The sequence below is a fragment of the Pseudomonas koreensis genome (assembly GCF_036668835.1).
Lineage (GTDB): Bacteria > Pseudomonadota > Gammaproteobacteria > Pseudomonadales > Pseudomonadaceae > Aquipseudomonas > Aquipseudomonas koreensis_I.
Genome location: NZ_JAZEVW010000010.1, coordinates 49516 through 72587 on the forward strand (window position 1 = coordinate 49516; position 23072 = coordinate 72587).

Annotated in this window: 18 protein-coding genes and 3 pseudogenes; 6 read left to right on the forward strand and 15 right to left on the reverse strand. The window is 57.7% G+C overall.

The window, feature by feature from the left end:
- Positions 1-9: 9 nt before the first annotated feature.
- A pseudogene (locus tag V6F91_RS23435) lies at positions 10-138 on the forward strand (class C beta-lactamase); the annotation flags it as partial.
- A gap of 193 nt (positions 139-331) precedes the next feature.
- Here the strand turns inward: V6F91_RS23435 and V6F91_RS23440 are convergent.
- Both V6F91_RS23440 and V6F91_RS23445 read right to left on the reverse strand, forming a co-directional pair.
- A complete protein-coding gene (locus V6F91_RS23440) occupies positions 332-697 on the reverse strand; it encodes a histone-like nucleoid-structuring protein, MvaT/MvaU family (RefSeq protein ID WP_332768612.1) in 366 nt (121 codons plus the stop codon).
- A gap of 31 nt (positions 698-728) precedes the next feature.
- Complete coding sequence (locus V6F91_RS23445) at positions 729-2603, reverse strand: M3 family metallopeptidase (protein WP_332768614.1); 1875 nt, start codon at positions 2601-2603, stop codon at positions 729-731.
- Between the two features lie 710 nt (positions 2604-3313).
- Here V6F91_RS23445 and V6F91_RS23450 point away from each other — a divergent pair.
- Together V6F91_RS23450 and V6F91_RS23455 are read left to right on the forward strand one after the other, a co-directional pair.
- Complete coding sequence (locus V6F91_RS23450; RefSeq protein WP_332768616.1) at positions 3314-5083, forward strand: hypothetical protein; 1770 nt, start codon at positions 3314-3316, stop codon at positions 5081-5083.
- A 351-nt stretch (positions 5084-5434) separates the two neighbouring features.
- Positions 5435-6466 carry a hypothetical protein gene (locus tag V6F91_RS23455; RefSeq protein ID WP_007915620.1) on the forward strand — a complete coding sequence of 344 codons (1032 nt, stop codon included), beginning with the start codon at positions 5435-5437 and terminating at the stop codon, positions 6464-6466.
- Positions 6467-6897: 431 nt separating this feature from the next.
- Here the strand turns inward: V6F91_RS23455 and V6F91_RS23460 are convergent, their stop codons facing one another.
- From V6F91_RS23460 to V6F91_RS23470, 3 genes and pseudogenes are all read right to left on the reverse strand, one after another.
- A complete protein-coding gene (locus tag V6F91_RS23460; protein WP_332768619.1) occupies positions 6898-8922 on the reverse strand; it encodes an AAA family ATPase in 2025 nt (674 codons plus the stop codon).
- Positions 8923-9093: 171 nt separating this feature from the next.
- Positions 9094-9313, reverse strand: a pseudogene (locus V6F91_RS23465) (hypothetical protein).
- A gap of 171 nt (positions 9314-9484) precedes the next feature.
- Positions 9485-9922 carry a hypothetical protein gene (locus tag V6F91_RS23470; RefSeq protein WP_332768621.1) on the reverse strand — a complete coding sequence of 146 codons (438 nt, stop codon included), beginning with the start codon at positions 9920-9922 and terminating at the stop codon, positions 9485-9487.
- Between the two features lie 418 nt (positions 9923-10340).
- Here V6F91_RS23470 and V6F91_RS23475 point away from each other — a divergent pair.
- Positions 10341-11405, forward strand: a pseudogene (locus V6F91_RS23475) (NAD(P)/FAD-dependent oxidoreductase); the annotation flags it as partial.
- Between the two features lie 105 nt (positions 11406-11510).
- Here the strand turns inward: V6F91_RS23475 and V6F91_RS23480 are convergent.
- Together V6F91_RS23480 and V6F91_RS23485 are read right to left on the reverse strand one after the other, a co-directional pair.
- A complete protein-coding gene (locus tag V6F91_RS23480) occupies positions 11511-12296 on the reverse strand; it encodes a DeoR/GlpR family DNA-binding transcription regulator (RefSeq protein WP_332768622.1) in 786 nt (261 codons plus the stop codon).
- Positions 12297-12552: 256 nt separating this feature from the next.
- Positions 12553-13446, reverse strand: coding sequence for a LysR substrate-binding domain-containing protein (locus tag V6F91_RS23485; RefSeq protein WP_332768623.1), 894 nt, complete (start codon positions 13444-13446; stop codon positions 12553-12555).
- 86 nt (positions 13447-13532) lie between these two features.
- Here V6F91_RS23485 and V6F91_RS23490 point away from each other — a divergent pair, with 86 nt between their 5' ends.
- Positions 13533-14309 carry an NAD(P)H-dependent oxidoreductase gene (locus V6F91_RS23490; RefSeq protein ID WP_332768625.1) on the forward strand — a complete coding sequence of 259 codons (777 nt, stop codon included), beginning with the start codon at positions 13533-13535 and terminating at the stop codon, positions 14307-14309.
- A gap of 204 nt (positions 14310-14513) precedes the next feature.
- Here the strand turns inward: V6F91_RS23490 and V6F91_RS23495 are convergent, their stop codons facing one another.
- The 3 genes from V6F91_RS23495 to V6F91_RS23505 all read right to left on the reverse strand — a co-directional run bounded on the left by V6F91_RS23495 (position 14514) and on the right by V6F91_RS23505 (position 16506).
- Positions 14514-15533 carry an AbrB family transcriptional regulator gene (locus V6F91_RS23495; RefSeq protein WP_332768627.1) on the reverse strand — a complete coding sequence of 340 codons (1020 nt, stop codon included), beginning with the start codon at positions 15531-15533 and terminating at the stop codon, positions 14514-14516.
- Between the two features lie 145 nt (positions 15534-15678).
- A complete protein-coding gene (locus tag V6F91_RS23500; protein ID WP_332768629.1) occupies positions 15679-16101 on the reverse strand; it encodes an HD domain-containing protein in 423 nt (140 codons plus the stop codon).
- Between the two features lie 15 nt (positions 16102-16116).
- Positions 16117-16506, reverse strand: a complete 390-nt coding sequence (locus tag V6F91_RS23505; RefSeq protein ID WP_332768631.1) for a hypothetical protein — start codon at positions 16504-16506, stop codon at positions 16117-16119.
- Positions 16507-16671: 165 nt separating this feature from the next.
- On the opposite strand from V6F91_RS23505, the gene V6F91_RS23510 reads away from it, so the two are divergent.
- Positions 16672-17103 (forward strand): hypothetical protein, encoded by a 432-nt coding sequence (locus V6F91_RS23510; RefSeq protein WP_332768633.1) that lies wholly within the window; start codon positions 16672-16674, stop codon positions 17101-17103.
- Positions 17104-17174: 71 nt separating this feature from the next.
- Here V6F91_RS23510 and V6F91_RS23515 read toward each other — a convergent pair whose 3' ends face one another.
- The 5 genes from V6F91_RS23515 to V6F91_RS23535 all read right to left on the reverse strand — a co-directional run bounded on the left by V6F91_RS23515 (position 17175) and on the right by V6F91_RS23535 (position 23048).
- A complete protein-coding gene (locus V6F91_RS23515; protein WP_332768635.1) occupies positions 17175-17459 on the reverse strand; it encodes a hypothetical protein in 285 nt (94 codons plus the stop codon).
- 136 nt (positions 17460-17595) lie between these two features.
- Complete coding sequence (locus tag V6F91_RS23520; RefSeq protein WP_093102357.1) at positions 17596-18144, reverse strand: cupin domain-containing protein; 549 nt, start codon at positions 18142-18144, stop codon at positions 17596-17598.
- A gap of 433 nt (positions 18145-18577) precedes the next feature.
- Positions 18578-19861 (reverse strand): FAD-binding oxidoreductase, encoded by a 1284-nt coding sequence (locus tag V6F91_RS23525; RefSeq protein WP_332768639.1) that lies wholly within the window; start codon positions 19859-19861, stop codon positions 18578-18580.
- Positions 19862-19910: 49 nt separating this feature from the next.
- On the reverse strand, positions 19911-21401 hold the full coding sequence (locus V6F91_RS23530) for an aldehyde dehydrogenase (RefSeq protein WP_332768641.1): 1491 nt from the start codon (positions 21399-21401) through the stop codon (positions 19911-19913).
- 270 nt (positions 21402-21671) lie between these two features.
- On the reverse strand, positions 21672-23048 hold the full coding sequence (locus V6F91_RS23535) for a glutamine synthetase family protein (RefSeq protein ID WP_332768643.1): 1377 nt from the start codon (positions 23046-23048) through the stop codon (positions 21672-21674).
- Between the last annotated feature and the right edge of the window lie 24 nt (positions 23049-23072).

Below are 23072 nucleotides of genomic sequence, written 5' to 3' on the forward strand. Positions count from 1 at the left end.
GACGGTTACTTTGTTCCTGCCAAGGGTATCGGCATCCTGATGCTGGCGAATAAGAATTATCCCATCCCGTCCAGGGTGAAAGCTGCCCACGAAGTATTGGCGGCCCTGGATGCTCAGATTGGATCGAGTACACGTTAGAGCGTTTGAAACTCTACGCAAATTAGCGAGCCAGCCCGGATGTAATTGGTGGACAACGCTTTTTTGTCCACCAGCTTCCTTCCAAATAAGCTGATGTTTGACCTATGCAAGCTAGCGAAGCTCTCAACCGCTACTCTTGAATGAGATGAAAAAAATGGCCCTCGAAGAGCCATTTTTTGTATTCAAACAAGCCTCACTTAGTCAGCCAGGACTCAACGGTCGCGGAGCCGTGTTCAGCTTTCCAATCCTTTAATGTCTTGTGATTGCCGCCCTTGGTCTCAACGACTTCGCCAGTGTGGGGGTTCTTATAGACCTTCAACTGACGAGGCTTGCGACTACCGGTTTTGGACTCGGCGGCTGGAGCGCGACGACCGGCTTGCGGATCAAGCAGGTTGATCACGTCCTTTAGGCTATAGCCGTATTTTGCGAGTAAATCACGTAGTTTGGTCTCGAACTCAATTTCTTTCTTGAGGCCAGCATCGCCCTTGAGGGCTTCAAGTGCTTGGAGTTGCTCGGCGAGGTGTTTTTCAAGTTTGCGGAATTCGGCAAGTTTGGACATGGAAATTCTCGATGTGAGTAATATTTAGAGGTTACAGTGAGAAAGCGTCAGCCGACAGCACTTCGGCCCACTTGTAGCTGTAGTAGCCTGCGGCATAGCCGCCCGCGAATACATGATTGAAGGTATTTGCAAAACGGTTATAGGCAGGGATAGGTACTACTGCGATACGCTGCCGCGCGCTTTGCAGCACTGCCTGACAGGAACGGTCATCGTCGTGACTCATGTGCAGTTCGAAGTCGAATAGCGCGATTTCGACCTGACGCAAAGTATTCATTCCAGCCTGGAAATTCCGGCCTGCAACCATTTTTTCCAGAAGATCAGTTGGCAAGGGCTCGCCCGTCTCGTGGTGACGCGAGATCAGGTTCAGCCCCTCTGCCTGCCAGCACCAGTTCTCCATAAATTGACTTGGCAACTCAACCGCATCCCAAGCTACCCCGCTGATTCCGGATACCGCACTTTCCTCTATGCGAGTCAGAAGATGGTGCAACACGTGCCCGAGCTCGTGAAAAAGGGTGATCACCTCCCTGTGATCAAGGAGCGCTGGCTGATCACCCACCGGCGTCGCAAAGTTGCAGGCCAGTTGGGCAATCGGCAATTCAAGCTCACCCTGAGCGTTGCGGCGGCGATCGATGACCTGGTCCATCCAGGCTCCACCCCGCTTACCGGCCCGGGCATAGAGATCTATATAGAACCGGCCCGTTAGTACACCCTCTTCAAATACATCAAACAGGCGAACATCCGGGTGGTAGCGATCGAAGTCGAAGCGCTCGGAGAACTCGATACCGAACAAACGGCCAGCGATCTCGAAAAGGCCCGCGAGTACGCTATCGACTGGGAAATACTGACGAATGACCTGTTGCGACAAGTCGAGCAGATCGTTGCGCATTTTTTCGCTGTAGTAGGCGATATCCCACGCATTGAGCTCGGAGGCTCCGTTTATGGTCGCGTAGGTGAGCAGCTCGTCATACTCGCGATAAGCGCTGGTTTTTCCATACGCCCCCAGTTTCTCGATGAACTCAAGCACTTGCTCACTGGACGCCGCCATCTTGGTCGCCACACTCAAGTCCGAGTAGTGCCGGTAGCCCAGAAGCGTCGCAATCTCATGACGCAACGCAAGAATTTCAGCAATGCTCGTCGTGTTGTCGTACATGCCTGCCTGCGGGCCCTTCTCAGACGCACGTGTGGTATTGGCCCAATACACCTCTTCGCGAAGGTAGGTGTTGTCGGCATAGGTCATAACAGCTTGCACGGCAGGAGGGTCCAACGTTACTAACCATCCGTTAAGGCCTTGGGCTTTAGCCAAGCGCGCCATCTGCTCCTGTGTCAATGTTGGCACCCCAGCGAGCAGCGTTTCGTCTATGACATGTTTGGTCCAGCCTTGGGTGGCATCTAGTGCATTGTTGGCAAAGCTACTGGAAAGTTCCGACAGTCGAGCGCTGATTGCCTTGAAACGCAGCTGATCAGTAGTGGCTAAATCGATGCCAGAGAGGCGCAGATCCCTTAGCTTCAAGCTGATGGACATCTTTTGTGATGCACTAAAACCTTGGCTTTGCGGACTGTTCGAGAGTGCCAGCAATGAATCGAAAAGATCTTTGTTCTGGCCAACGTCGGAGCTGTACTGACTCAGCGCTGGCAGGCACGACTCATAAGCAGCCCTGAGTTCCTGGGTGCTGCACACATTGTTTAGATGGCTGACTGGTCGCCATGCGCGCTGCAACCGGTCGTCGACCTCATCCAGCGCTACGACCAGACCCAGCCAGGTTGGTGATGCCCCCTCCCGCTCCAAGATCAATTTAATGGCGATCCGGTTTTCGGCAAGGATGTGATCGATCGCTGGTTTTACATGCTCGGGTCGAAGCTGGGCATAGGGAGGCAGAGGATGGTGTTGAAGTAATGGGTTGTTCAAGGTCGGCCTATCCAAAAGATAATAATGAGTGAAGCCGCGGGCCGGTTCATTGCCACCGTCAAGGCTCAGCAATAACTCTGGCGAAGACGTAAATAACTTCACGACTACCGGATAGTTTAAGTTTGGGAGGGCAGAACATTTTTGCCTTTTGGGCTTGGAGGGCACTCGACTAATGAAATACTTTTTCAGTCTGGTGCTGCCGGACGCAAAACTTATCCACTCCGATTGAATCCGCTCAATGAAGGCTTATAGCCGCTTTGCCCACCATAAGCAGACTCACCGCAATGCACAGTAATGAGAACAGTTTCTGCAAGAACTGGCCCGATACCTTCGGTGCGACTAGACGACATCGACCTTCAAGGCGTCTGGATTTTTTCCGCCCCCTCACAACCGTGAATGAGCAGATGATTTTGATCGACTGCGTCGGGCGTGACCGGCTGCAATGGGAGGTTTACTGCTCATTATGAATGGCAGCTATTGGCCGATTCCAGACCTTCGTGACAGGCAGCAATCGGCCAGAAGCGGACGCTCGTCTTGGTCCGATTTCGACCCAAAGTTGACGGTGGCGACATTCGAAAAACCACCCAATGTGGTTTGTAAACCGAGCTAAGGTAAGCGAGCGAGGGGCTGCGCAGACCATACTGTCGTGAGGCCAGGGCGAAGGCCGCTGTTGACTCACAATGTGCTATCACTAAAACGGAAATTCAACCATGAGTGAAGAGTGGATTCTGCAAACCAAGGAAACCCGTAGGGCCTTTTCTAACGCGGCGTGGGTTCCTTTGAGAGCGTCAGTTGAGAGCAAGAAAAGGGATGTAAAAGACGTAGGTCATGTCAGTGAATATTTCGGCTGCGGCTCCGTTGCATTCCCGCCAGAGCATCGCCAGCTGGTTGAAGAACGTCTTGGATGGAGCGACATAGGCATTGGGCACACTGTCGCGCCATATGCATACGAAGATGGGTATTATGCGTCCATAGATCAGTATCAATACAACGATAAAGAACCAATAGGCATTAACTTAATTTATGAACACCCGCAACTTGTTGTCGGTGGTAGAAAATGGATTTTGAGCCCTGACCTAGTGGTTGCGCTGCGCCTGATCAAAGAAGGTGACAATTGGGTTAGACCTGAAGAAAATTTCGTTGTAGTGGCCCGCGAGACAGTAAGTGAAGATGGCGAATACTGTCAGATAGAAATCAAAAGGGAGTTTCTACTTGATTATCTAGCAGCTAGGAACCTTTCGCTTCGCCTTGCATACTACCGACAGAGGGTAGAAAACATCCCTGTACTAGAAGACAGCGCATATTCGAATCTTCGGCCTCACAATGAGGAAAGAGATAATGGCAAATTCACCCTAATCATTCGCAAGCTTGATGACGTCTTTGGGGGAAGCTGGGCGATGTTTCGAGCCTGGCGAACTGACGTAGATGAGGATGAAGACGCCCCTGTGATGGGGCCTGAGAATAACTCGAACACTGACCATGAGAGTTCAAAGGGGCACCGTGGAGGCTATGAAGGTGTAAGGGTAGAGGGGGAGTTTTGGCGTGAGGAGTGGATAGACCACCAATCCAAAAGTCAGCGCGTTCGTGGAGATGCGGATCCAAATCTACCGCAATTCATCGTGGAAACAGATGGAACGAGAATGAGGTCAGCAGAGCTTGATAACGAGGACGTGGGTCGCTGGCTGTGGTTTCGGTCCAGCGTTGTTACCGAGCTTCTGAACAATCGAGGATTCAAGCTGGCATGGTACACCGCTGAAACTGGAGCTATTCAATCCACGTCAGGATATAAAACTCATTTTGGAATCAACAACTCTGATCTGATCACCGTATATGCTTATGACATCGCTCGCCTCGCCTCATGGGAGCAGCATGTTTGGGCAGCGCATAATGTAGCTCCTGAAGGTAAAGTATCAAGTGAGTTGCTTGAAGCACAGATGAAAGCGCAACCAGCATCTACACATGCTGTTGAAGAAATGTTTTTTGGAAGCATGAGACTTCTCGAAGACAGCTTTAGAGATAAATATAATATCTCTCTGTTCAGCCACGACATTGATGACTTCGAAGCAGGTCAGCAAATATCCAGGTTTGCCAGCAAAGACAGAGCGTCCCTGCTCAGGCTAGCCAAGGACATTATTCGCGTATTCTCGGACAGGCTCAACATAACCGAGCTACGCAAACTTTCTACACACGAAGAAAAAGCCAAGCTCGGCTCAAACAAATTACTCCAAAGTATTTTAGCGGAGAAAATTGGAGACGCCAAAGCCAAGCGAGTGTTTGCTGAGATAGCCGGTGCTTATGATATGCGAGTGGGAGATGCACACCCGACTGGCTCAAAGGTCACTGACGCGATCAAGCTGGCGGGCATCGATGAAGAAAACTCGCCCTTACGGCAAGGAGAACAGCTTATCCACAACGTTGGGCGGTCTGTTTGGTACATCGGAAAATTCTTGTTCGCCGAGACAGATGGCTCGGACGAGTAGCAGTCATGCGATCCGAGGGTGTAACCCTGCTTCCGTCGGATCACTCGGCGATGGCATGCAGAGCCGCTGGCCAATTCGCGCAGCGGCTCTGTTCCCAGCATGCCTGGGTTCGGGTAAGTTGAGTTGTTTCCACACCAGGTAGATGAACTTTCGAAAATCCTCCTGGGCGGGGTGGACGTTAACGCGGTCAGCCATACGGCAAAGTAACTCCTTTGGCCCACGCAGGAGCGAGCTAAGGCTCAGCCATAGGGCAGCCCAGTACGCGCCTGGGGGCACCTATTTTTGTTGTAATGGGATTAGGGTATTGTGCGTTCCCTATCGCGCCAAGAGGTGCTCAGGGAGAAAAGGTCGATGTCGGGTAAGGGCGTACCTACGCTGGATAGAGCGAAGGTTCTGGAAAATGCTGTAACGTCCATTCAGCTGGGGATTGAGGATTACCAGCTCACGCAGGGTGATGACGGGAACCCCCTCCGAGCCGTTTCATCCGCTCGTAACCTCTTCGCAGGGGTTTTGCTGCTGTTCAAGTACAGGATTGCAATGCTCGCGGACTCTCCCGAACATGCGGCCAGCCTCATCTACAAGGCAAGGAAATTCAAACCCTGCCGTGACCAAGATGGCGTAATCGAGTGGCGTCCCGAGCTTGAACGAAACAAGACAATCGACGTAGCAGACATTGAACTGCACTTTGAGGGTCTTGGCATCCGCACTGATTGGACAGCCGTGAATACCCTGCAACGGTGCCGGAACGATCTGGAACACCTCCACCCCAAGCATCCCCTGGAGGAGATCAATAAATTCTTGCTCGATCTGTTCCCACTCCTGCGGGACTTCATTACACACGAGCTATCAGAGAATCCGGCAGCCTTGCTAGGCGAGACCTGGGAAGTCATGCTGAGAAATCACCAGTTCTTTGCCCACAATCTGGAGGAGGTACAGCGCCAGTGGGAAGACCTGGGCGTCATGGCGCATACCCGCGAGTTGTTCAAGGCTTGTTCATGCCCTGCCTGTGGTTCCCCGCTGCTTGAGCCTAACCGGGAAGACCTCCAGGCTGGTGTGCCCTTCGACTACTCAGAGTTCCGATACAACTGCCTCGCATGTAACCAGTCAGATTCGTTCATTGAGTTGATGGAAGAGGAGTTACGAACCACCCGAGAGAACCCGTTCGACGACGAGGAAATCATCACGGACTGCGGTAGTTGCGGCGCTCCGATGTTCGATCTATCCGAAGGGCATTGCCATCTCTGTGGCTACACTTATCAGCCGCCGAAGTGCTCCGGGTGCCACACCTCCCTAGAGGGCTACGAAGCGGAGAATGGGGCTCTATGTGATAGGTGCTCGGAGTACGCACACTACGATGATGAGTACGAGCCTCACATAAGCTAGCCATTGTTCCGCACTAAAGCGCTTCTGAGTATCCTCCGGCAAGAGCCGCTGTGGGTAAAAAGCTGTCCCCCAGGGATATGCTGGAGTGGGATGGAAGCTCACCCATTAGCACAGAGAGGCCTGTCGCTTATGAATGAATCCGTGCGGACAATCGTGAAATTCCAGGCCCCAGGCGACACTGCCTAAATAAAGTTTTAGGAATGTCCGCTTTGGGCTTTCTGTCGGTCATGTCCAAGAATAATGCTGGTCAAATCCGATGCGAATGACTGGTCAGGTCAAATGAAAATTGGTAGAGGCGAGTCTGAGCAATTACCCATCCGCCACGGACCAAAGTGGACAACTAGATCAGGTGAGCATACCCGTCGCTCGAATGGGAGCATGTTTTAACATTTGATCTAAATAGGCCGCCCCTTGACGCGGCCTAATAACTTTTAACTCTCGAAGGGCTTAGGATCCCGAGCAACGTGCTTTTCCAGCCGTCCGTTGATCAATGCAAACAGCGCCTCGAATTGCTCAAGACTTTGCTCTGGCAATACAGTTTCCGGTTCCGACGCCATCTTTTTGAGGAATAGCCGTGTCGGTCGAGTTTTATGGAAGGGGATTTCAAGATTCGCAAGGCCCTCCTCAATACGCTTGGCGATCCGCGGGATATTGAGATTTAACTTCAACGCCTTCCCCTTCAACTCTTTGCTGTAGGCCTCTCGCACAAGCGCCTCATACACTACCGGATCTAGCAAGTCCTCAATATCTGCTTCGTTCGGCCGGGACGAAAACGCTTCCGAAACAAATACGACGTTCTGATCGCGAATGAGCTTCGCCTTGAGAAGCTCGTCCTTGGTGACCCTTGAGTCCCGCTCAGTGTCTAGAAGAACCAACACGTTGAGAGCCTGCGACGTCAGTAACGCAACCATGTAAGAGACCTTCTGCGCACCTCCCGCTGGAGTCATTGTGAGAGCGGTACTCAGTGCCGTTCTTCCCTTTTCGGACATATAGGCGCTAACAGCGCTCATGATCCAGAAGTCCGTAACCCCCTCGACAACAAGATTGTTGGGGCCGACAAAGAGGCTTTGGGCAAGGTCATAGCCGAGCGCTGCCTGCAGCGGGAACAGCGTCCTAGCATCTCCCGTCGGATCGTTCGTGACTGTGGTTCCAACTTCCTCCGAGATGTTGACGGTACGGACTGAATCGAGCGCATGCGTCGGCACCATAAAGGGTGAGTGCGTGGAGTAGAGGATTTGATTGGAGAAGTCCACCTCTAGATGATGGAGGAGATCTGATTGGGACTTGGCATGCAAATACAGGCCGGGCTCATCCAGCAGGAGCACAGCATTCTCCGCATGGCCTCCGTCTGTGTCAGCCGAAAACGTGATGTAGAAGGCGAAGAACCACTGAAAACCTCGGCTCCTGTCGTTGAGATTAACTTCAACGTCATAGGTGCTCGTTGGATCAGAGATGATGGTATCGATGTGGGGGCCGTCGAGGTTAAAACGAATCTTTAGCGCGCGATCTTTCCACAGCCGCTTAATCTCACCTGTGACAACAGCGCTGGCACGGTTCGCGAGCTGATTCCGCGTTTCATGATCATTTTGCCCATGGAGCTTCTGCAGCTCATCGGGATTGAGGCCTGCGACCTTGCACAGTTTCTCAAAGTTTCGGTCCGCATCCTCAAGCTGCCCCTGAGACTTCCGTTGGATGTAGGCGGCTATGTCTTGGTGGCCATCAAGTTCCGGGTATTCATCGATATAGATGAACTTCGGAATTGCGCCAGCAGCCCAGCTACAAGCCTGCTGTTGGGCATCCTTGTCAAACACGATGCTATCGGCCAGCTCTTCGAGCTCAGAGAGCGTCTCCTCTTGTTTGTCAGTCAACTCAGCATCAGCGCCGGCCAGCGCTGTCCGCAGAGCGTTTGCCGCAGCCACCATCTGACTAGCCCACGTGTCACGTAACCTTGTGGCGGTCGCAACTTTCTCGAAGGCATCGGCTGCCGCATCCAACGCGCTAGGGGTCTCCTGCTTCAACGCTGCAGCGCGCACCGCCGCAGCTACCTTCTTAACCTTGTTTTTTATGTCGGTTTCGTCGAAGACTATTGCCTTGAGCTCGGGGAATCTCACAGTTCTTAACGAGCCATAGCTACGCCCGACGATGACCAGGGACACCTCCGTGGCCCGCGGAAGTACTTCAAGCAGAGCTTCTTTGTCGTCATCGTCTAAGACCCATGTCGTTGACAACACGGGCGTGTCGTCTGTGCACTCCTCTAGGCGCCTGTGACGGGGAAAGTCCTTAATGGGCCTCAAAGCCTCGAATCCTGTAATCGGGTTTAGGCTGTGCAATGCACGAAGCAGGTTCGACTTGCCGCTCTCGTTTCGTCCCAGAAGGGCGGTAATACGAGAGACCGCGATTTCACCGCTGTCATTGATAGAGCGATAGTTACGAACTCTTAATGACTCTAGCCTCATGGCTACCCCCTGCTTGTTGGCCTAGTTCTCTATAGGTGCGGGTATTTTGGGTAGAAAGCAAGTGGAATAAGGATGCAGGATGCCATCATTGCGTGGAAGGTCCGCAATTGGTCCAAAACGGCACTTGCGAATGGCCGCTTTTGGCCGAGTGCAGCCTATCAAGACGACTCCCTAAAGCCGACGGAGTCGCGTGATCGTTTCTGTAATCGCTTTCGCGTTTTCATCCAGGATTTCCATGGCCCCAACCGCGTTCTTTGCAACTGTCCCTACGCCATTCTCCGAAAGCCACTTGGTGACCTCCTCTTATCGCCGCCCCAAGCGCATGCTGATTGTGCAGTAGTAATGTGAGTGCATCTGCGGTGGCAATGTTGGAATCTGAGTTATTTGGCATAGCAGCCTTCCTTCGAGTTCGGTTCGCAGAAGCCTAGCTCATCGAATCGCTGGCGACGGTCAGCCACCCATTCGGTGGTGGCCATTTCCGCACCAAAATAGCGCCCCGGTCCCATCTCAGTCCCATATGGCCTTTTTTCGCATGCCAAAAACCACAAACCCCCGATTTTCTCTAGCTGCGGGTCAACTCCCGACGCAACACCCGCGAAATGCTGTAGGGGTGCAAGGCGCTCGTGGCCAGATGGCCCCAGCGATTGATACTGCAAAACACCGGCCCCGCCTGCCGGAGACTAAGCGCCAGCCACTCTTCAAATGCCTGGACCGGACACAACCGTTTCAAGGCCGGCACGCTGACGGTGCGGCCCTGATGCTCACGGTCGGATTTACTGCTGGAGAGAAACAGGGTCAAGCCTTCGCCCGCCACCAACTGATTGGACTCAATCCGCAAGCGACACAGATCGTCGCTGCGAAAGGCTCGCAAACGCACCGTCGGATTAGGCGACGTCTCCTCCAGCAGCAGGGTCGTCACACACTGCTCCAGCTCCCGCAGTTGCAAGGGTTCGGCCTGGCGGACTGGCCGCGGGTGCAAGGCCTGAATGCCACGCAACACGTCACGCACCTGCGGGGCTTTGGTCGGGTCGATAGAGCCATGACTTTGGTGCCAGCACGCTAGGGCGGCGAGGTACCCGCGCAAGATGCTGATAGCCAGGGACTCGGCGTGCTCGGCTAGCTAACGCACGATGGTGTCACTGGACGCCGGCAGAAAACCACTAAGCCCACCTCGTAACGCGTGAGGGTCTGCTGGTAGCGCCGCGTCGTGCTGTCCCGCCTTGCTGCCTGCAAGTAAAGCTCTGCAGCCGTGTTCATATTCGTACCCTCCTCACCGAGTTTGCCTCGGGCTGGGGCGGAACAAACTGACGACTCCCCCAATGCATCCTTAAGTGCCCCAACAATGCAGGTCTGTACACGGCTCGGGTTCTGTTGACTATTCGACAAGTCAACATCATCTGGGTCGGATAAGCTGGACCACCGGCAGCCTGTCCGGCGATGGCGCGATGCGCAAACAGATGCGCGCAAAACTCGGCGATGACGTCGATGATTTCATCTGGCACCTGCGCTGGCGCGGCCACGAAATCATCCAACAGCGCGTCGAAAAATATGCCATTGAGTGCGACCTCAAACACGGTCATTTGCACGCGGCGTACAAGCCCGGCCACATGACCGGCCTGCGCAATGACTACGAAGAAGCCGTGCGTCGCGGACTGGGCGATGAGGTCAGTCTGCTCGACCGCAGCCAGGTCCGCGATCTGCTGCAAAGCGAGCTCTATCACGGCGCGATCAAGAACACCCGCAACATGCACCTGCATCCGCTCAACCTGTGCATCGGCGAAGCGCGGGCGGCGGAAAGTCTCGGGGCGCTGATCTTCGAGAACAGCGAAGTGCTGGAGATCATTCACGGTGACAAACCCGGCGTGCGCACCGCTCACGGACAGATCGACGCCAGCCAGGTGATGCTCGCCGGCGACGTTTACCATAAGCTCGAACCGGGCAAACTCAAAGGCAAGATTTTCCCGGCCATGGGCGCCATCGTCACCACCGCGCCGCTGGGCGAACTGGCGCGGCAGATCAACCCGCAAGACCTCGCCGTGTACGACTGCCGTTTTGTCCTCGACTACTACCGCCTGACGGCTGACGGTCGCTTGCTATTCGGCGGCGGCGCCAACTACAGCGGCAAGGATTCGCGGGACATCGCCGCCGAACTGCGCCCGTGCATCGAGCGGACATTCCCGGCGCTCAAAGGCGTGCAGATCGACTATCAGTGGAGCTGCGCGATGGGCATCGTCATCAACCGCATTCCGCAACTGGGCAAGCTCTCGGACAACGTCTGGTACTGCCAGGGCTACTCCGGCCACGGCATCGCCACCACGCACATCATGGGCGAAATCATGAGCCGGGCGATCACCGGGCAACTGGAACAGTTCGACACCTTTGCCGCCTGCCAGCACATTCGCGTGCCGATGGGCGATTTGCTCGGCAACCCGTTGCTGGCGGCGGGGATGTGGTATTACCAGATGCTTGAAAAATTGCGCTGACTGCGCCGACCCCTTCGCGAGCAGGCTCGCTCCCACAGGATTTATGAACGACACAAAAACCCTGTGGGAGCGAGCCTGCTCGCGAAGAGGCCCTCAAATCCAATATCAATCCGGCAACTGCTCGACCACAATCCCCAACCGCCGATAATCCTCGACACTGCCCGACGCCACATGCCGCTCGGTGATCAACATGTGCAACCGCGTGCACGGCGCCACCACAAACGGTTCGACCGCGCCAAGCTTGTCCGCCGAGGTCACCGCAATCACCCGCGCCGCGCCGTCAAGCATCGCTTGCTTGACCGGTACTTCATCGAAATGCAGCGAGGTAATCCCCACCTCCGGATGAATCGCACACACACCGGTTATCGCCAGATCGGCCTTGATCCCGCCCAACAGACGCAGCGCCTCATGCCCACCCGCCGCCATCGTCCGTGGGTTCAACTGCCCGCCAGCGAGAATCACTTTCACTCCTTCGAATTCGGACAAGGCGATGGCCGTCATCGGCGACGCGGTGACCGCTGTAATGCTGATGCCGGCACGCAGCGAGCGCGCCACCTGCAACGTTGTCGAGCCGGAATCGAACAGCACGATCTGTCCGTCCTCGATCTGCTGCGCCGCCAGTTGCGCCAGGCGAACCTTGACCTCATCGGTTTCATCGAGCCGGGTGAAGTAATCCTTGCCCGAATCCTTCGGCCGCGGCAACGCCCCGCCGTGCACGCGTTGTACCAACCCGGCGTTGTCGAGTTCGGCAAGGTCGCGGCGGATGGTGTCCTCGGATACTGCAAAGTGCTGGCTCAACTCGGACGCCATGACCTTGCCGTCGCGTTCGAGGAGCAAGAGGATTTTCTGCCGGCGCAGCGACGGCAATTCGGCGATGGAGTGATCATGCATGGTTGTGCCTGTTTATGCTTGTAGTTGCAGGTTTCATCAAGGCTAGCGAAAGCCTCGGGCAAATACAAACGCAGCGGCCATCAATTGTTTCGATCATTGGAATCAACAAGGCGAATTTTTTCTTTGCGGTGCGCCTGTTCACAATGGCCCCACTCTCAAACGGCTCAGGATGAACACCCCATGAATCTCAATTTCGCCTTCGCGTGCATGATCGTCGTGTCGTTTGCAGTGGCCTTGGTCCACGCCTGATCAGATCTCAGACAGACGCCAGCAGATGCTCGCGCAGCCACTTGTGCGCCGGATCGCGGTGCGAGCGTTCGCCCCAGAACATCGCCATTTCATAACCCGGCACTTCAAGCGGCGCGTCGACCACCTGCAAGGCCGGGTTGCCACGCACCAGCCGTGACGGCAGCATCGCCACCAGGTCGGTGCTGGCCAACACCGACATCGCCATCAGAAAATGCGGCACCGACAACACCACGTTGCGCATCAAGCCGACATCGGCCAACACCCGATCCGTCACCCCGAAAAAGCCCCCACCCTCACGGGAAACCAATACGTGCTCCAACGCGCAGAATCGTTCGCGCGTGGGCGCCGTTTGCAGGTGTGGATGGCCGATGCGCCCGGCCAGCACGTAGCGCTCCTGAAACAGCGGTCGCCGATACAGCTCCGGCGGCGCGTCCTCGCTGATGTGCAGCGCCAGATCGAACACGCCCTGCTCGGCCTCTTTCACGAGTTGTTGCGGGTGCAGGTCGATCACCGCCAGCCGCGTGCCCCGCGCCTGTTCGCGCAAGCCGCTCAGTGCCGGCAGCACCACGGTCGATTCGCCATAATCGGTCGCGGCGATTTTCCAGCTGTGCGTCGCCTGCGCCGGGTCGAACGCACTGGCCGGCGCCACCGCCCGCTCCAACGCCTCCAGCGCTTCGCGCAACGGCTCGCGCAACTCATCGGCCCGCGCCGTCGGGCGCATGCCCCGTGGACCAGGTAGCAACAACGGATCACCGAAAATGTCGCGCAATTTGGCCAGATGCACGCTCACCGACGGCTGCGACAGGTTCAGCCGCTGCGCCGCGCGCGTAACGTTGTGCTCAGCCAGCAGCACATCCAAGGTCAGCAACAGGTTGATATCCAGGCGTCTCAAATTATTCATGGCTATACCAGACATATCAGACATTCATTTCCAATATACCGGGCGAGCGCCGATCCTGCAGCCATCAACCAACGGAGCTTTTCACCATGAATGTATTACTGGTTTACGCCCACCCCGAATCGACGTCGCTCAACGGTTCACTGAAGGATTTCACCGTCCAGCGCCTGCAAGCCGCCGGCCACAGCGTACAAATCTCCGACCTCTACGCGATGAACTGGAAATCCACCCTCGACGCCGACGACGCACCGCAACGCGATCCTTCGCAACCGTTCCACGCATCCCTCGACTCAAAACGCGCCTACGCCGACGGCACCCAGGCCGCCGACATCGCCCGCGAACAGGAAAAACTGCTGTGGGCCGACGCGCTGATCCTGCAATTCCCGCTGTGGTGGTTCACCATGCCAGCGATCCTCAAAGGCTGGGTCGACCGCGTCTACGCCTACGGCTTTGCCTACGGCGTCGGCGAACATTCCGACAGCCGCTGGGGCGAGCGTTACGGCGAAGGCAAAATGAAAGGCAAACGCGCGATGCTGATGGTCACCACCGGCGGCTGGGAATCCCACTACAGCCCACGCGGGATCAACGGGCCGATGGATGATCTGCTGTTTCCGATCCAACACGGGATCTTGTACTACCCCGGTTTTGAGGTGGTGCCGCCATTTGTGGTGTATCGCACCAGCCGGATGGATGCGGCGCGCTATGCCGAGACCACTGATGAACTGGGGCGGCGGCTGGATGAGTTGTGGAGTGCGAGGCCGATCGGGTTCCGGCAGCAGAATGCGGGGGAGTATGAGATTCCGGCTTTGACGTTGAAGGAAGGCATCGCGCCGGGGCTTGAAGGTTTTGCGGCGCATATCCGCTAGCCCTCACCCTAACCCTCTCCCAAAGGGAGAGGGGACTGACCGAGTTGTTTTCTCGAGCTACGGCGACCTGACATCTCGAGCCGAACTCAAATTTCGGACAGCACAGAGATCGGCTCCCTTCCCCCTCGCCCCCTTTGGGGAGAGGGCTGGGGTGAGGGGGATGGATTTAACTGACACGCCGCAACAGATTGGCATCAGCTCGAGTCAGGCTTCCTCCCTCACCCGCCGCACCTGCACCCACAACGCCGGCGCAAAGTGCAGCAATACCATCCGGCTCAAATGATGCGTCAGAATAAACACCACATTCAGCCCGCCACCAAACGCGACAATCGCGATGGTCTCGATCGCTCCGGGCATATAAGCGAGCCATAACGACAGCGGATCGTTGCCCAGCAACCCCGCCGCTACTTCGGCAAACACCGCCGCGACCACAATCATCAAGCCAACCGAGACCAGCGCTGTGCACCCGTGCCGGGCCAGTTCGGCAAAGCCGAGGCCCTGGAACCTTGAGCCGATGCGTACGCCGAGGATCAGCGCGGCCAGGTTCAAACTCCAGTCCGGCATGTGAAAACCGTGCAGCCATCCTGATTTCACGAACACGGCGGTGATGATGATCGCGGTGAGCATGAACGGCGCCGGGACGCCGATCAGCAGCAACAAGCGCCCGAGCAGCACGCTGAGTGCGATCACAGCACACGCGGTCAGCGCCATGCCCGTCGTCAACGGATCGCCATCGGCAACCGCGATGGCGGCCTGGCCGGGAATCAACAAACTCACCAGCACGGTGATCAGCAGCAAGCGCATCAGGTGGACGATGATGACCTTGCTTGATGCCTTTTCCGACTCCAGCAGATCGAACACTGCGGCCAGCGCGCCGGGGTAAACCGCCAGCAGCGCATCGGTGCGACTCCAGCCGGCGCCGCGGGTCAGCCACCAGCCGGCCAATGCGATCTGCACAGTGAGGCAGATCAGCAACACACCGAGGCTGGGCAACAGGGCCGAGGCCGTCGCGCTGTCCCACGCTTCGAACATCAGCCCGGTGGCGATACCCAGCGTGACCTGAATGTAGCCCAGCCCATAAGGCGTCGCCGGCGCGATGCCGGTTTTACTGGCGAACACTGCGGTGACGATAATCGAACCCAGCAGCAATCCATGGGGGACGCCTTCGAACTGCAACAACGCGCCGAAACCGGCAGCAATCAACAAGCAAATAATGGATTTCATAGTCGCCTTCCTGGCTATCAACTGACACATCACCGATCCATTGTGGGAGCGAGCCTGCTCGCGAATGCGGTGTGCCAGTCACTGATGAATAACCGGTCTGACGCCTTCGCGAGCAGGCTCGCTCCCACAGCGGATGTAATCTGTTTCACATGCGCAACCGCGCAATCGCCCGCCGATACTTTTCGATCCGCTCCAGGTCCTCCCAACCCGGTGAGGCGATCCGCGAGATATCGCTGTTCTCCTCCAGATCCGCCAGTTTCACCACCCGGCCAATCGGGTTTTGCGCGGCGCGGTCGACGAAATCCTCGTAGGATTCACCAGGCACTTTAGTCACCGATGCAATCGCCGTCAGCACGTCTTCGCTGAAGCCTTCAATGCGCAAGTCATCGAGGCTGACGCCGCAGTCCTCAACCACATCGTGCAGCACGGCGACGATGCGTTCCTCCAGCGTGGTCATGCGCAACATGACTTTCAGTGGATGGAGAATGTACGGCGCACCGCCCTTGTCGACCTGCCCGGCATGAGCGGTGGCGGCGATGGCGATAGCGCGTTCGAGGGTTTGCGTCATAAGGTTCTCCGAAGGTCAGATGCCGTAACGGCCGCCGACGTGGATGTTGCGTTTGAGCCAGTTGCCGAAGCCTTTCCAGCGCCCGACTGGCTGCGCGGATGCTGCGTGACGCTGAAGAATCAACCCCACCAGCGTCGCTTGATCGGCGTGCGGGTTGGCGTCGATCAACTCCGCGACCCAGGCGCAATTGGCTTTGCTCAAGTGTTCGCGCCAGTCGCCGCACCACGTGTCGAGTTCATTCAGCGCGAGAAATCGCGCCCCGCCATGTTCCATGTGCCCGCCGCCCATCGACTGCTCGAAGCAGAACGGCGTCTCGGGTTTTGCGGGGTCGATATGAAAAAGATAGATATCGTGAAACGGATGCTGCGAAGCGGGGGCGATGTTGCGGCGGCCGATTTCGATCATGGCGACGGTCCAATCCTTGGGCGCTGAATGTTTCTGATTGTTGCGCAGTGTACGCGAAGATCACCCGTCGCGAAGCCGATGGAACCCTGCACGTCATCGCCACCTCGAAAGCAGACAAGCGCCAAATCACCGATCAGACGCGGCGCCATTGGAGAGGAACTGCCGATGAAAACCCGATTGCTGTTGCTGATCGCCACATTCGCCATCATCCCCACCTGCGTCATGGCCGAAGGCTGCGACGTCCAGACCCGCTCTTCGAGCCCCGCAGTGCCCGCCGTGGAAACTCATAGCTGCTATGAATATGAAGGCGTTCCAGTCGATTCGATCAACTGGTCATGCAGCAACGAAAGCAAAGACACCCTCAACGCCACCAAGAAAAAAGTCGCGCGCTGCGAAGATCACTACCAGGCCACCTGCACCGCCCGCCTCACCCAGGAATCGCTGGCCAACCCGCACTCCACCAGCAAAGACAAAAGCGCCCAACCGCTGAACCTGCCGGATAACGCGCAAGTGACGACGTATTACTACGGCGGTGAGCATCTGGAGCAGGCGAAGATCGACTGTGAAAACAGCGGCGGCAACTGGAAGACGAAATAGCCTTCAGTCATCCAGGACTTGCCCATAAAAAAGCCCGGCTACATGCCGGGCTTGCTGCATTCGAAACACGCTTAACCTTCGCCGGCGCCGCTGCTGGTGCCGCTGTCGTTCGATTGTTTCGAACCGCTGGGCTTGCCGCCCGAGGGTGTCGAGCCATCGTTATTGGTGGTATTGCCCTGCGTGCCTTTTGGCACCGTGGCTCCGTTGGAATGGATGTCTTCCGGCGCGCTCGGGTTGGTTTGGCCGTTGCCGTCGTTGGCGGTCGGCGCCGGGGTATCGTTGGCGGCGGTTGCGTAGAGGGACGTGACGGATAACAGGGTGGCGAGGGTCAGGGCTGCGAAGTTGACTGGGCGCATGTTGGCTGTTTCCTTTGCGGGGGGTGAGTTACGCATTGGAAACAGGCGCGGGGTGAAAATGCGGTGCGGCTGACGAATGGCAGCAAAAAAAACGGCCTGATTCAGTCGAAACGGGCCGTTCAGGCAGCGATCGGGATCAGAAATTCGCCGGCGTATTCGCGCTAATAATCTCAGCCTCATCCGCACCGATATTGCGGAACTTGTGCGGCAGCGTGGTGGGAAAGTAATACCCATCCCCCGCACTCAGCACACTCACCTGCCCGTCCACGGTCAACTCCACGGTGCCACGCGTCACCAGCCCGCACTCCTCGCCTTCAGCATGCACGATCGGCTCGTCGCCGGAGCTGGCGCCGGGGGCGTATTGTTCGCGCAGCAGGCGCATCTGGCGGCTCGGGACGGAGGCGCCGATCAGCAGCAGGCGCAGGCCGTGGCGGCCGAGGTCGGGTTGTTCGTTGGCGCGGAAGACGTATTGGTGTTCACGCGGCGGCTGGTCGAAGGTGAAGAAGTCGGCCAGGGACATCGGTATGCCTTCGAGCAGCTTTTTCAATGAGCTGACGGAAGGACTGACACGATTCTGTTCGATCAGTGAGATGGTGGCATTGGTCACGCCGCTACGCCGGGCCAGCTCGCGCTGGGAGAGTTTGTAGCTTTCGCGTACTAGCTTGAGTCGAGAACCCGTATCCATGACAGCCTTATATGAGAACAACAAGGACGATGGGGGGGTGGGTGGCGGGTGACGCGCAGGTCGCGCGGATCACGCTGCTCCCGTGTCCCGGAACCGTGAAAGGCGGCTATTAAATCACGTTTGCAGGTGATGCTCAGCAGGTTCGATGGATGGTGGGGAAAAAGTCCTTCTTGCCTTGGTAATACGGACCTGTAGGAGTGAGCCTGCTCGCGATTGGGTGGCCCATTCACCATTATTTTTGACTGGATGACCGCCTTCGCGAGCAAGCTCGCTCCCACAGGGTTTGTGGTTTTTTCTGTGGGAGGGATGGTGGCTGGGCTGGCCTCATCGCGAGCAGGCTCACTCCTACAATTTGATCTTTGGTGTGTCAGTGGGGTTGATGGTGTATCAGGTAAAAACCGGCGGGGTTTTGGGCCGCCGCCGGGGAGGTAACTTAGACGCCGAAGCGGTCGCGCAGCGAGTAGTAGACGGCGCCCAGGGCGGTCAGCGGTGCGGAGAAGGTGCGGCCGCCGAGCATCGGCATGTGTGGCAGGGAGGCGAAGGCGTCGAAGCGTTCGGCGTCGCCGCGGATCATTTCCGAGATCAGTTTGCCGGCCAGGTGCGAGCAGGTGACGCCGTGGCCGCTGTAGCCTTGCATGTAGTAGGCGTTCTTTTCGATGCGGCCGAATTGCGGCATGCGCGACATGGTCAGCAGGAAGTTGCCGGTCCAGCGGTAGTCGATTTTCACGTCCTTGAGCTGCGGGAAGGTCTTGAGGATCTTCGGGCGGATCAGTTGTTCGATGTCGTCCGGTTCGCGAGCGCCGTAGACCACGCCGCCGCCGTAAAGCAGACGGTTGTCGGCAGTGAGGCGATAGTAATCGAGCAGGTAATTGCAGTCTTCGACGCAGTAGTTGTTGGTGATCAGGCTGCGCGCCTGCTGCTCGGTCAACGGTTCGGTGACGACGATCTGCGAGCCGCACGGCATGCTCTTCGCGGTCACGCGGTTGTCGAGGCCCTGCGGCAGGTAGGCGTTGCCGGCGATCAGCAGGTACTTGGCGCGAACCTGGCCTTTGGCGGTGCGTACGATGTTCGGCTCGCCGTACTTGATTTCCACCGCAGCGGATTGCTCGTAGATCTTGCCGCCCAAGCGCACGATCGCCGCGGCTTCACCGAGCGCCAGGTTCAGCGGGTGAATGTGCCCGCCCTGCATGTCCAGCAGACCGCCGACATAGGCGTCGGAGCCGACTTCGCGACGGATGTCAGCGGCATCGAGCATCTTCAGATGGCGGTTGCCGTAACGCTCCCAACCGCGCTTCTGCTCAGCCAGGCCGTTGAGTTGCTTGTTGTTCAGCGCCGCGAAAATACCGCCCGGCCGGTAGTCGCATTGGATATCGTAATCCTTGATGCGCGAACGGATGATATCCGCGCCTTCGAAGATCATGCTGCCGAGAATTTCCGCAGTCTTGTCGCCGTAGCGCGCTTCGATCACATCGACGTCGCGGCTGTAGGAGTTGACCAGTTGCCCGCCATTGCGGCCGCTGGCGCCGTAGCCGACTTTCGCCGCTTCGAGCACGGTGACTTTGTAGCCCGCTTCAGTCAGGAACAGCGCCGAGGACAGGCCGGTATAACCGGCGCCGATGATGCAGACGTCGCACTCGACCGACTCTTCGAGGGTCGGGAAGTCGATGACTTCGTTGCGGGTGGCGGCGTAGTAGCTGTTGACGTGTTGCTGTTTCATAAATTTCTCCGATGGCCGCCAGACGCTGGCGACCGCCGCTGTAAAAGAATTAGAGCTTGATCCAGGTCGCTTTCAGCTCGGTGTACTTGTCGAACGCGTGCAGCGATTTGTCGCGACCGTTGCCCGATTGCTTGAAGCCACCGAACGGTGCGGTCATGTCGCCACCGTCGTACTGGTTGACCCAGACGCTGCCGGCACGCAAGCCACGGGCGAAGGTGTGCGCCTTGCTCAGGTTGCTGGTCCAGACGCCGGCGGCGAGGCCGAAGATGCTGTCGTTGGCGATCTGCAGCGCTTCTTCGGCGCTGTCGAAAGTGATCAGCGACAGCACCGGGCCGAAGATTTCTTCCTGGGCGATGGTCATCGCGTTGGTCACGCCGTCGAAGATCGCCGGTTGCACATAGAGGCCGCCGGTTTCTTCGAGGGTGCGCTGGCCGCCGGCGATCAGCTCGGCGCCCTGCTCGCGACCGATGCTGATGTAGCGCAGCACGTTGTCGAGTTGACGCTGATCGACCACGGCGCCGACGGTGGTCGCCGGGTCGAGGGCATGCCCCGGTTTCCACGCTTGCAACGCTTCCACCAGCAGCGGAATGAACTGCTCGCGAATCGAACGCTCGACCAGCAGCCGCGAACCGGCCGTGCAGACTTCGCCCTGGTTGAAGGCGATGGCGCTGGCCGCCGCCTGGGCTGCCGCGCGCAAGTCCGGTGCGTCGGCGAACACCACGTTCGGGCTCTTGCCGCCGGCTTCGAGCCAGACGCGTTTCATGTTGCTTTGCCCGGCGTAAATCATCAGTTGCTTGGCGATCGCCGTGGAGCCGGTGAAGGCCAGCACGTCGACGTCCATGTGCAGCGCCAAAGCCTTGCCAACGGTGTGGCCGAAGCCCGGCAGCACGTTGAACACGCCTTTCGGAATGCCGGCATCCAGCGCCAACCGGGCGATGCGAATCGCCGTCAGGGGGGATTTTTCCGACGGTTTGAGAATGAACGAGTTGCCTGCCGCCAGCGCCGGGGCGAACTTCCAGCTGGCCATGATCAGCGGGAAGTTCCACGGCACGATGGCCGCGACCACACCGGATGGCTCGCGGGTGACCAGGCCGAGCTGATCGTGCGGCGTGGCGGCGACTTCGTCGTAGATCTTGTCGATCGCCTCGGCGCTCCAGCGGATCGCGTTGGCGGCCGCCGGGATGTCGATGCTCATCGAGTCGCTGATCGGTTTGCCCATGTCGAGGGTTTCCAGCAGCGCCAGTTCTTCCTGGTGCTGGAGGATCAGATCGGCGAAGCGGATCAGGACGCGCTTGCGCTCGGCCGGGGCTTTTTTCGCCCACACGCCGGAGTTGAAAGACTGGCGCGCGGCTTCGACGGCGAGGTTGGCGTCGGCTTCATCGGTGCTGGCGACCGCGGCAAGAAAGCGGCCGTCGACCGGGCTCAGGCATTCGAAAGTTTCGCCGCTGATCGCCGGGCGGTATTCACCGTTGATGAAGGCACGGGCTTCGAGGGTCAGGGACTGGAAGCGTTGTTCCCAGTCGTTGCGGGTTTTGGTCATTGTTTTGGCTCGACGAGGGGGGATTGGGGGTGGTCTGGTTGCTGTGTCTGGCTTGAGAGGGGTTGCCCTCACCCTAGCCCTCTCCCGGGGGGAGAAAGGACCGACCGGGGGACGCTTGGGATCCGCGCCGACCTGAACGACCGAGTCGAATATGGATTCGGCAAAAATCGTTCAGGTTGGCGGATGGTCCGAGCATCCCCCGATCAGTCCCCTCTCCCTCCGGGAGAGGGTTAGGGTGAGGGGCTTTTGGGTTTTCGGGCTCTCAAACACTCACACCGTATGCAGATACCAGTTGTACTCAAGATCAGAAATCGAGTTCTCGAACTCGGCCAACTCGCTCTCCTTGCACGCGACAAACACGTCGATGTACATCGGGTCGATATAGCGCGCCATGACTTCGCTGTCGTCCAGCTCGCGCAAGGCATCGCGCAAATTGTTCGGCAGGCTCTGCTCGTTCTGCTCGTAGCTGTTGCCTTCGACCGGAGCGCCCGGTTCGATCTGATTGGTCAGACCGTGGTGAATACCGGCCAGCACCGAGGCCATCAGCAGGTACGGGTTGGCATCGGCGCCGGCGACGCGGTGCTCGATGCGCACGGCGTCGGCAGAACCGGTCGGCACGCGCACGGCCACGGTGCGGTTGTCGATGCCCCAGCTCGGCGAGTTCGGGACGTAGAACTGCGCGCCGAAGCGGCGGTACGAATTGACGTTCGGGCAGAGGAAAGCCATCTGCGCCGGCAGGGTCTCGAGCACACCGCCGATCGCGTGACGCAGTGCGGCGTTCTGCTCGGGATCCTCGCTGGCGAAGATGTTGTTGCCTTCTTTATCCAGAATCGAAATGTGCACGTGCAGACCATTGCCGGCCTGGCCCGGATACGGCTTGGCCATGAAGGTGGTGTCCATCTCATGGTCGTAGGCGATGTTCTTCACCAGACGCTTGAGCAGTACCGCGTAATCGCAGGCCTTGATCGGGTCGGAGACGTGGTGCAGGTTGACTTCGAATTGCGCCGGGGCGCTTTCCTTGACGATGGCGTCGGCCGGGATGCCCTGCTCTTTCGCGCCTTCAAGGATGTCTTGCAGGCAATCGACATATTCGTCCAGGTCGTCGATCAGATAGACCTGGGTCGACACCGGACGCTTGCCCGACACCGGCGAGCGTGGCGACTGCGGACGGCCGTTCACGTTGTCCTGGTCAATCAGATAAAACTCGAGTTCGAACGCGGCGCAAATCGTCAGGCCCATTTCATCGAACTTGCGCACCACATTGGCCAAGACTTCACGCGGGTCGGCGAAGAACGGCTGCCCTTCGATTTCGTGCATGGTCATCAGCAGTTGCGCGGTCGGGCGCTTTTGCCACGGCTCGATACTCAGGGTGCCGGGAATCGGATAGCAGATGCGGTCAGCATCGCCGATGTCCAGACCCAGCCCGGTGCTTTCCACCGTGGAGCCGTTGATGTCCAGCGCAAACAGCGAGGCCGGGAGGTTGATGCCTTTTTCGTACACCTTATGAAGACTGGTGCGTTCGATGCGCTTGCCGCGCACCACACCGTTCATATCCGCAATCAGAAGGTCGACGTACAAAACCTCAGGATATTTCTTAAGGAATGCGTTGGCTTCGTTGAGTTGAACGGTACGCAGAGGGACCGACATGATGCACCTATTTAGCTGTTAATT

What these genes read in the sequence shown, in the direction of transcription:
- V6F91_RS23460 (WP_332768619.1), bottom strand. Translation starts at nt 8,922, where the DNA reads ATGAGGCTAGAGTCATTAAGAGTTCGTAACTATCGCTCTATCAATGAC.
- V6F91_RS23480 (WP_332768622.1), bottom strand. Translation starts at nt 12,296, where the DNA reads ATGCATGATCACTCCATCGCCGAATTGCCGTCGCTGCGCCGGCAGAAA.
- V6F91_RS23450 (WP_332768616.1), top strand. Translation starts at nt 3,314, where the DNA reads ATGAGTGAAGAGTGGATTCTGCAAACCAAGGAAACCCGTAGGGCCTTT.
- V6F91_RS23520 (WP_093102357.1), bottom strand. Translation starts at nt 18,144, where the DNA reads ATGGATACGGGTTCTCGACTCAAGCTAGTACGCGAAAGCTACAAACTC.
- V6F91_RS23490 (WP_332768625.1), top strand. Translation starts at nt 13,533, where the DNA reads ATGAATGTATTACTGGTTTACGCCCACCCCGAATCGACGTCGCTCAAC.
- V6F91_RS23455 (WP_007915620.1), top strand. Translation starts at nt 5,435, where the DNA reads ATGTCGGGTAAGGGCGTACCTACGCTGGATAGAGCGAAGGTTCTGGAA.
- V6F91_RS23500 (WP_332768629.1), bottom strand. Translation starts at nt 16,101, where the DNA reads ATGACGCAAACCCTCGAACGCGCTATCGCCATCGCCGCCACCGCTCAT.
- V6F91_RS23485 (WP_332768623.1), bottom strand. Translation starts at nt 13,446, where the DNA reads ATGAATAATTTGAGACGCCTGGATATCAACCTGTTGCTGACCTTGGAT.
- V6F91_RS23530 (WP_332768641.1), bottom strand. Translation starts at nt 21,401, where the DNA reads ATGACCAAAACCCGCAACGACTGGGAACAACGCTTCCAGTCCCTGACC.
- V6F91_RS23535 (WP_332768643.1), bottom strand. Translation starts at nt 23,048, where the DNA reads ATGTCGGTCCCTCTGCGTACCGTTCAACTCAACGAAGCCAACGCATTC.
- V6F91_RS23495 (WP_332768627.1), bottom strand. Translation starts at nt 15,533, where the DNA reads ATGAAATCCATTATTTGCTTGTTGATTGCTGCCGGTTTCGGCGCGTTG.
- V6F91_RS23515 (WP_332768635.1), bottom strand. Translation starts at nt 17,459, where the DNA reads ATGCGCCCAGTCAACTTCGCAGCCCTGACCCTCGCCACCCTGTTATCC.
- V6F91_RS23505 (WP_332768631.1), bottom strand. Translation starts at nt 16,506, where the DNA reads ATGATCGAAATCGGCCGCCGCAACATCGCCCCCGCTTCGCAGCATCCG.
- V6F91_RS23510 (WP_332768633.1), top strand. Translation starts at nt 16,672, where the DNA reads ATGAAAACCCGATTGCTGTTGCTGATCGCCACATTCGCCATCATCCCC.
- V6F91_RS23440 (WP_332768612.1), bottom strand. Translation starts at nt 697, where the DNA reads ATGTCCAAACTTGCCGAATTCCGCAAACTTGAAAAACACCTCGCCGAG.
- V6F91_RS23525 (WP_332768639.1), bottom strand. Translation starts at nt 19,861, where the DNA reads ATGAAACAGCAACACGTCAACAGCTACTACGCCGCCACCCGCAACGAA.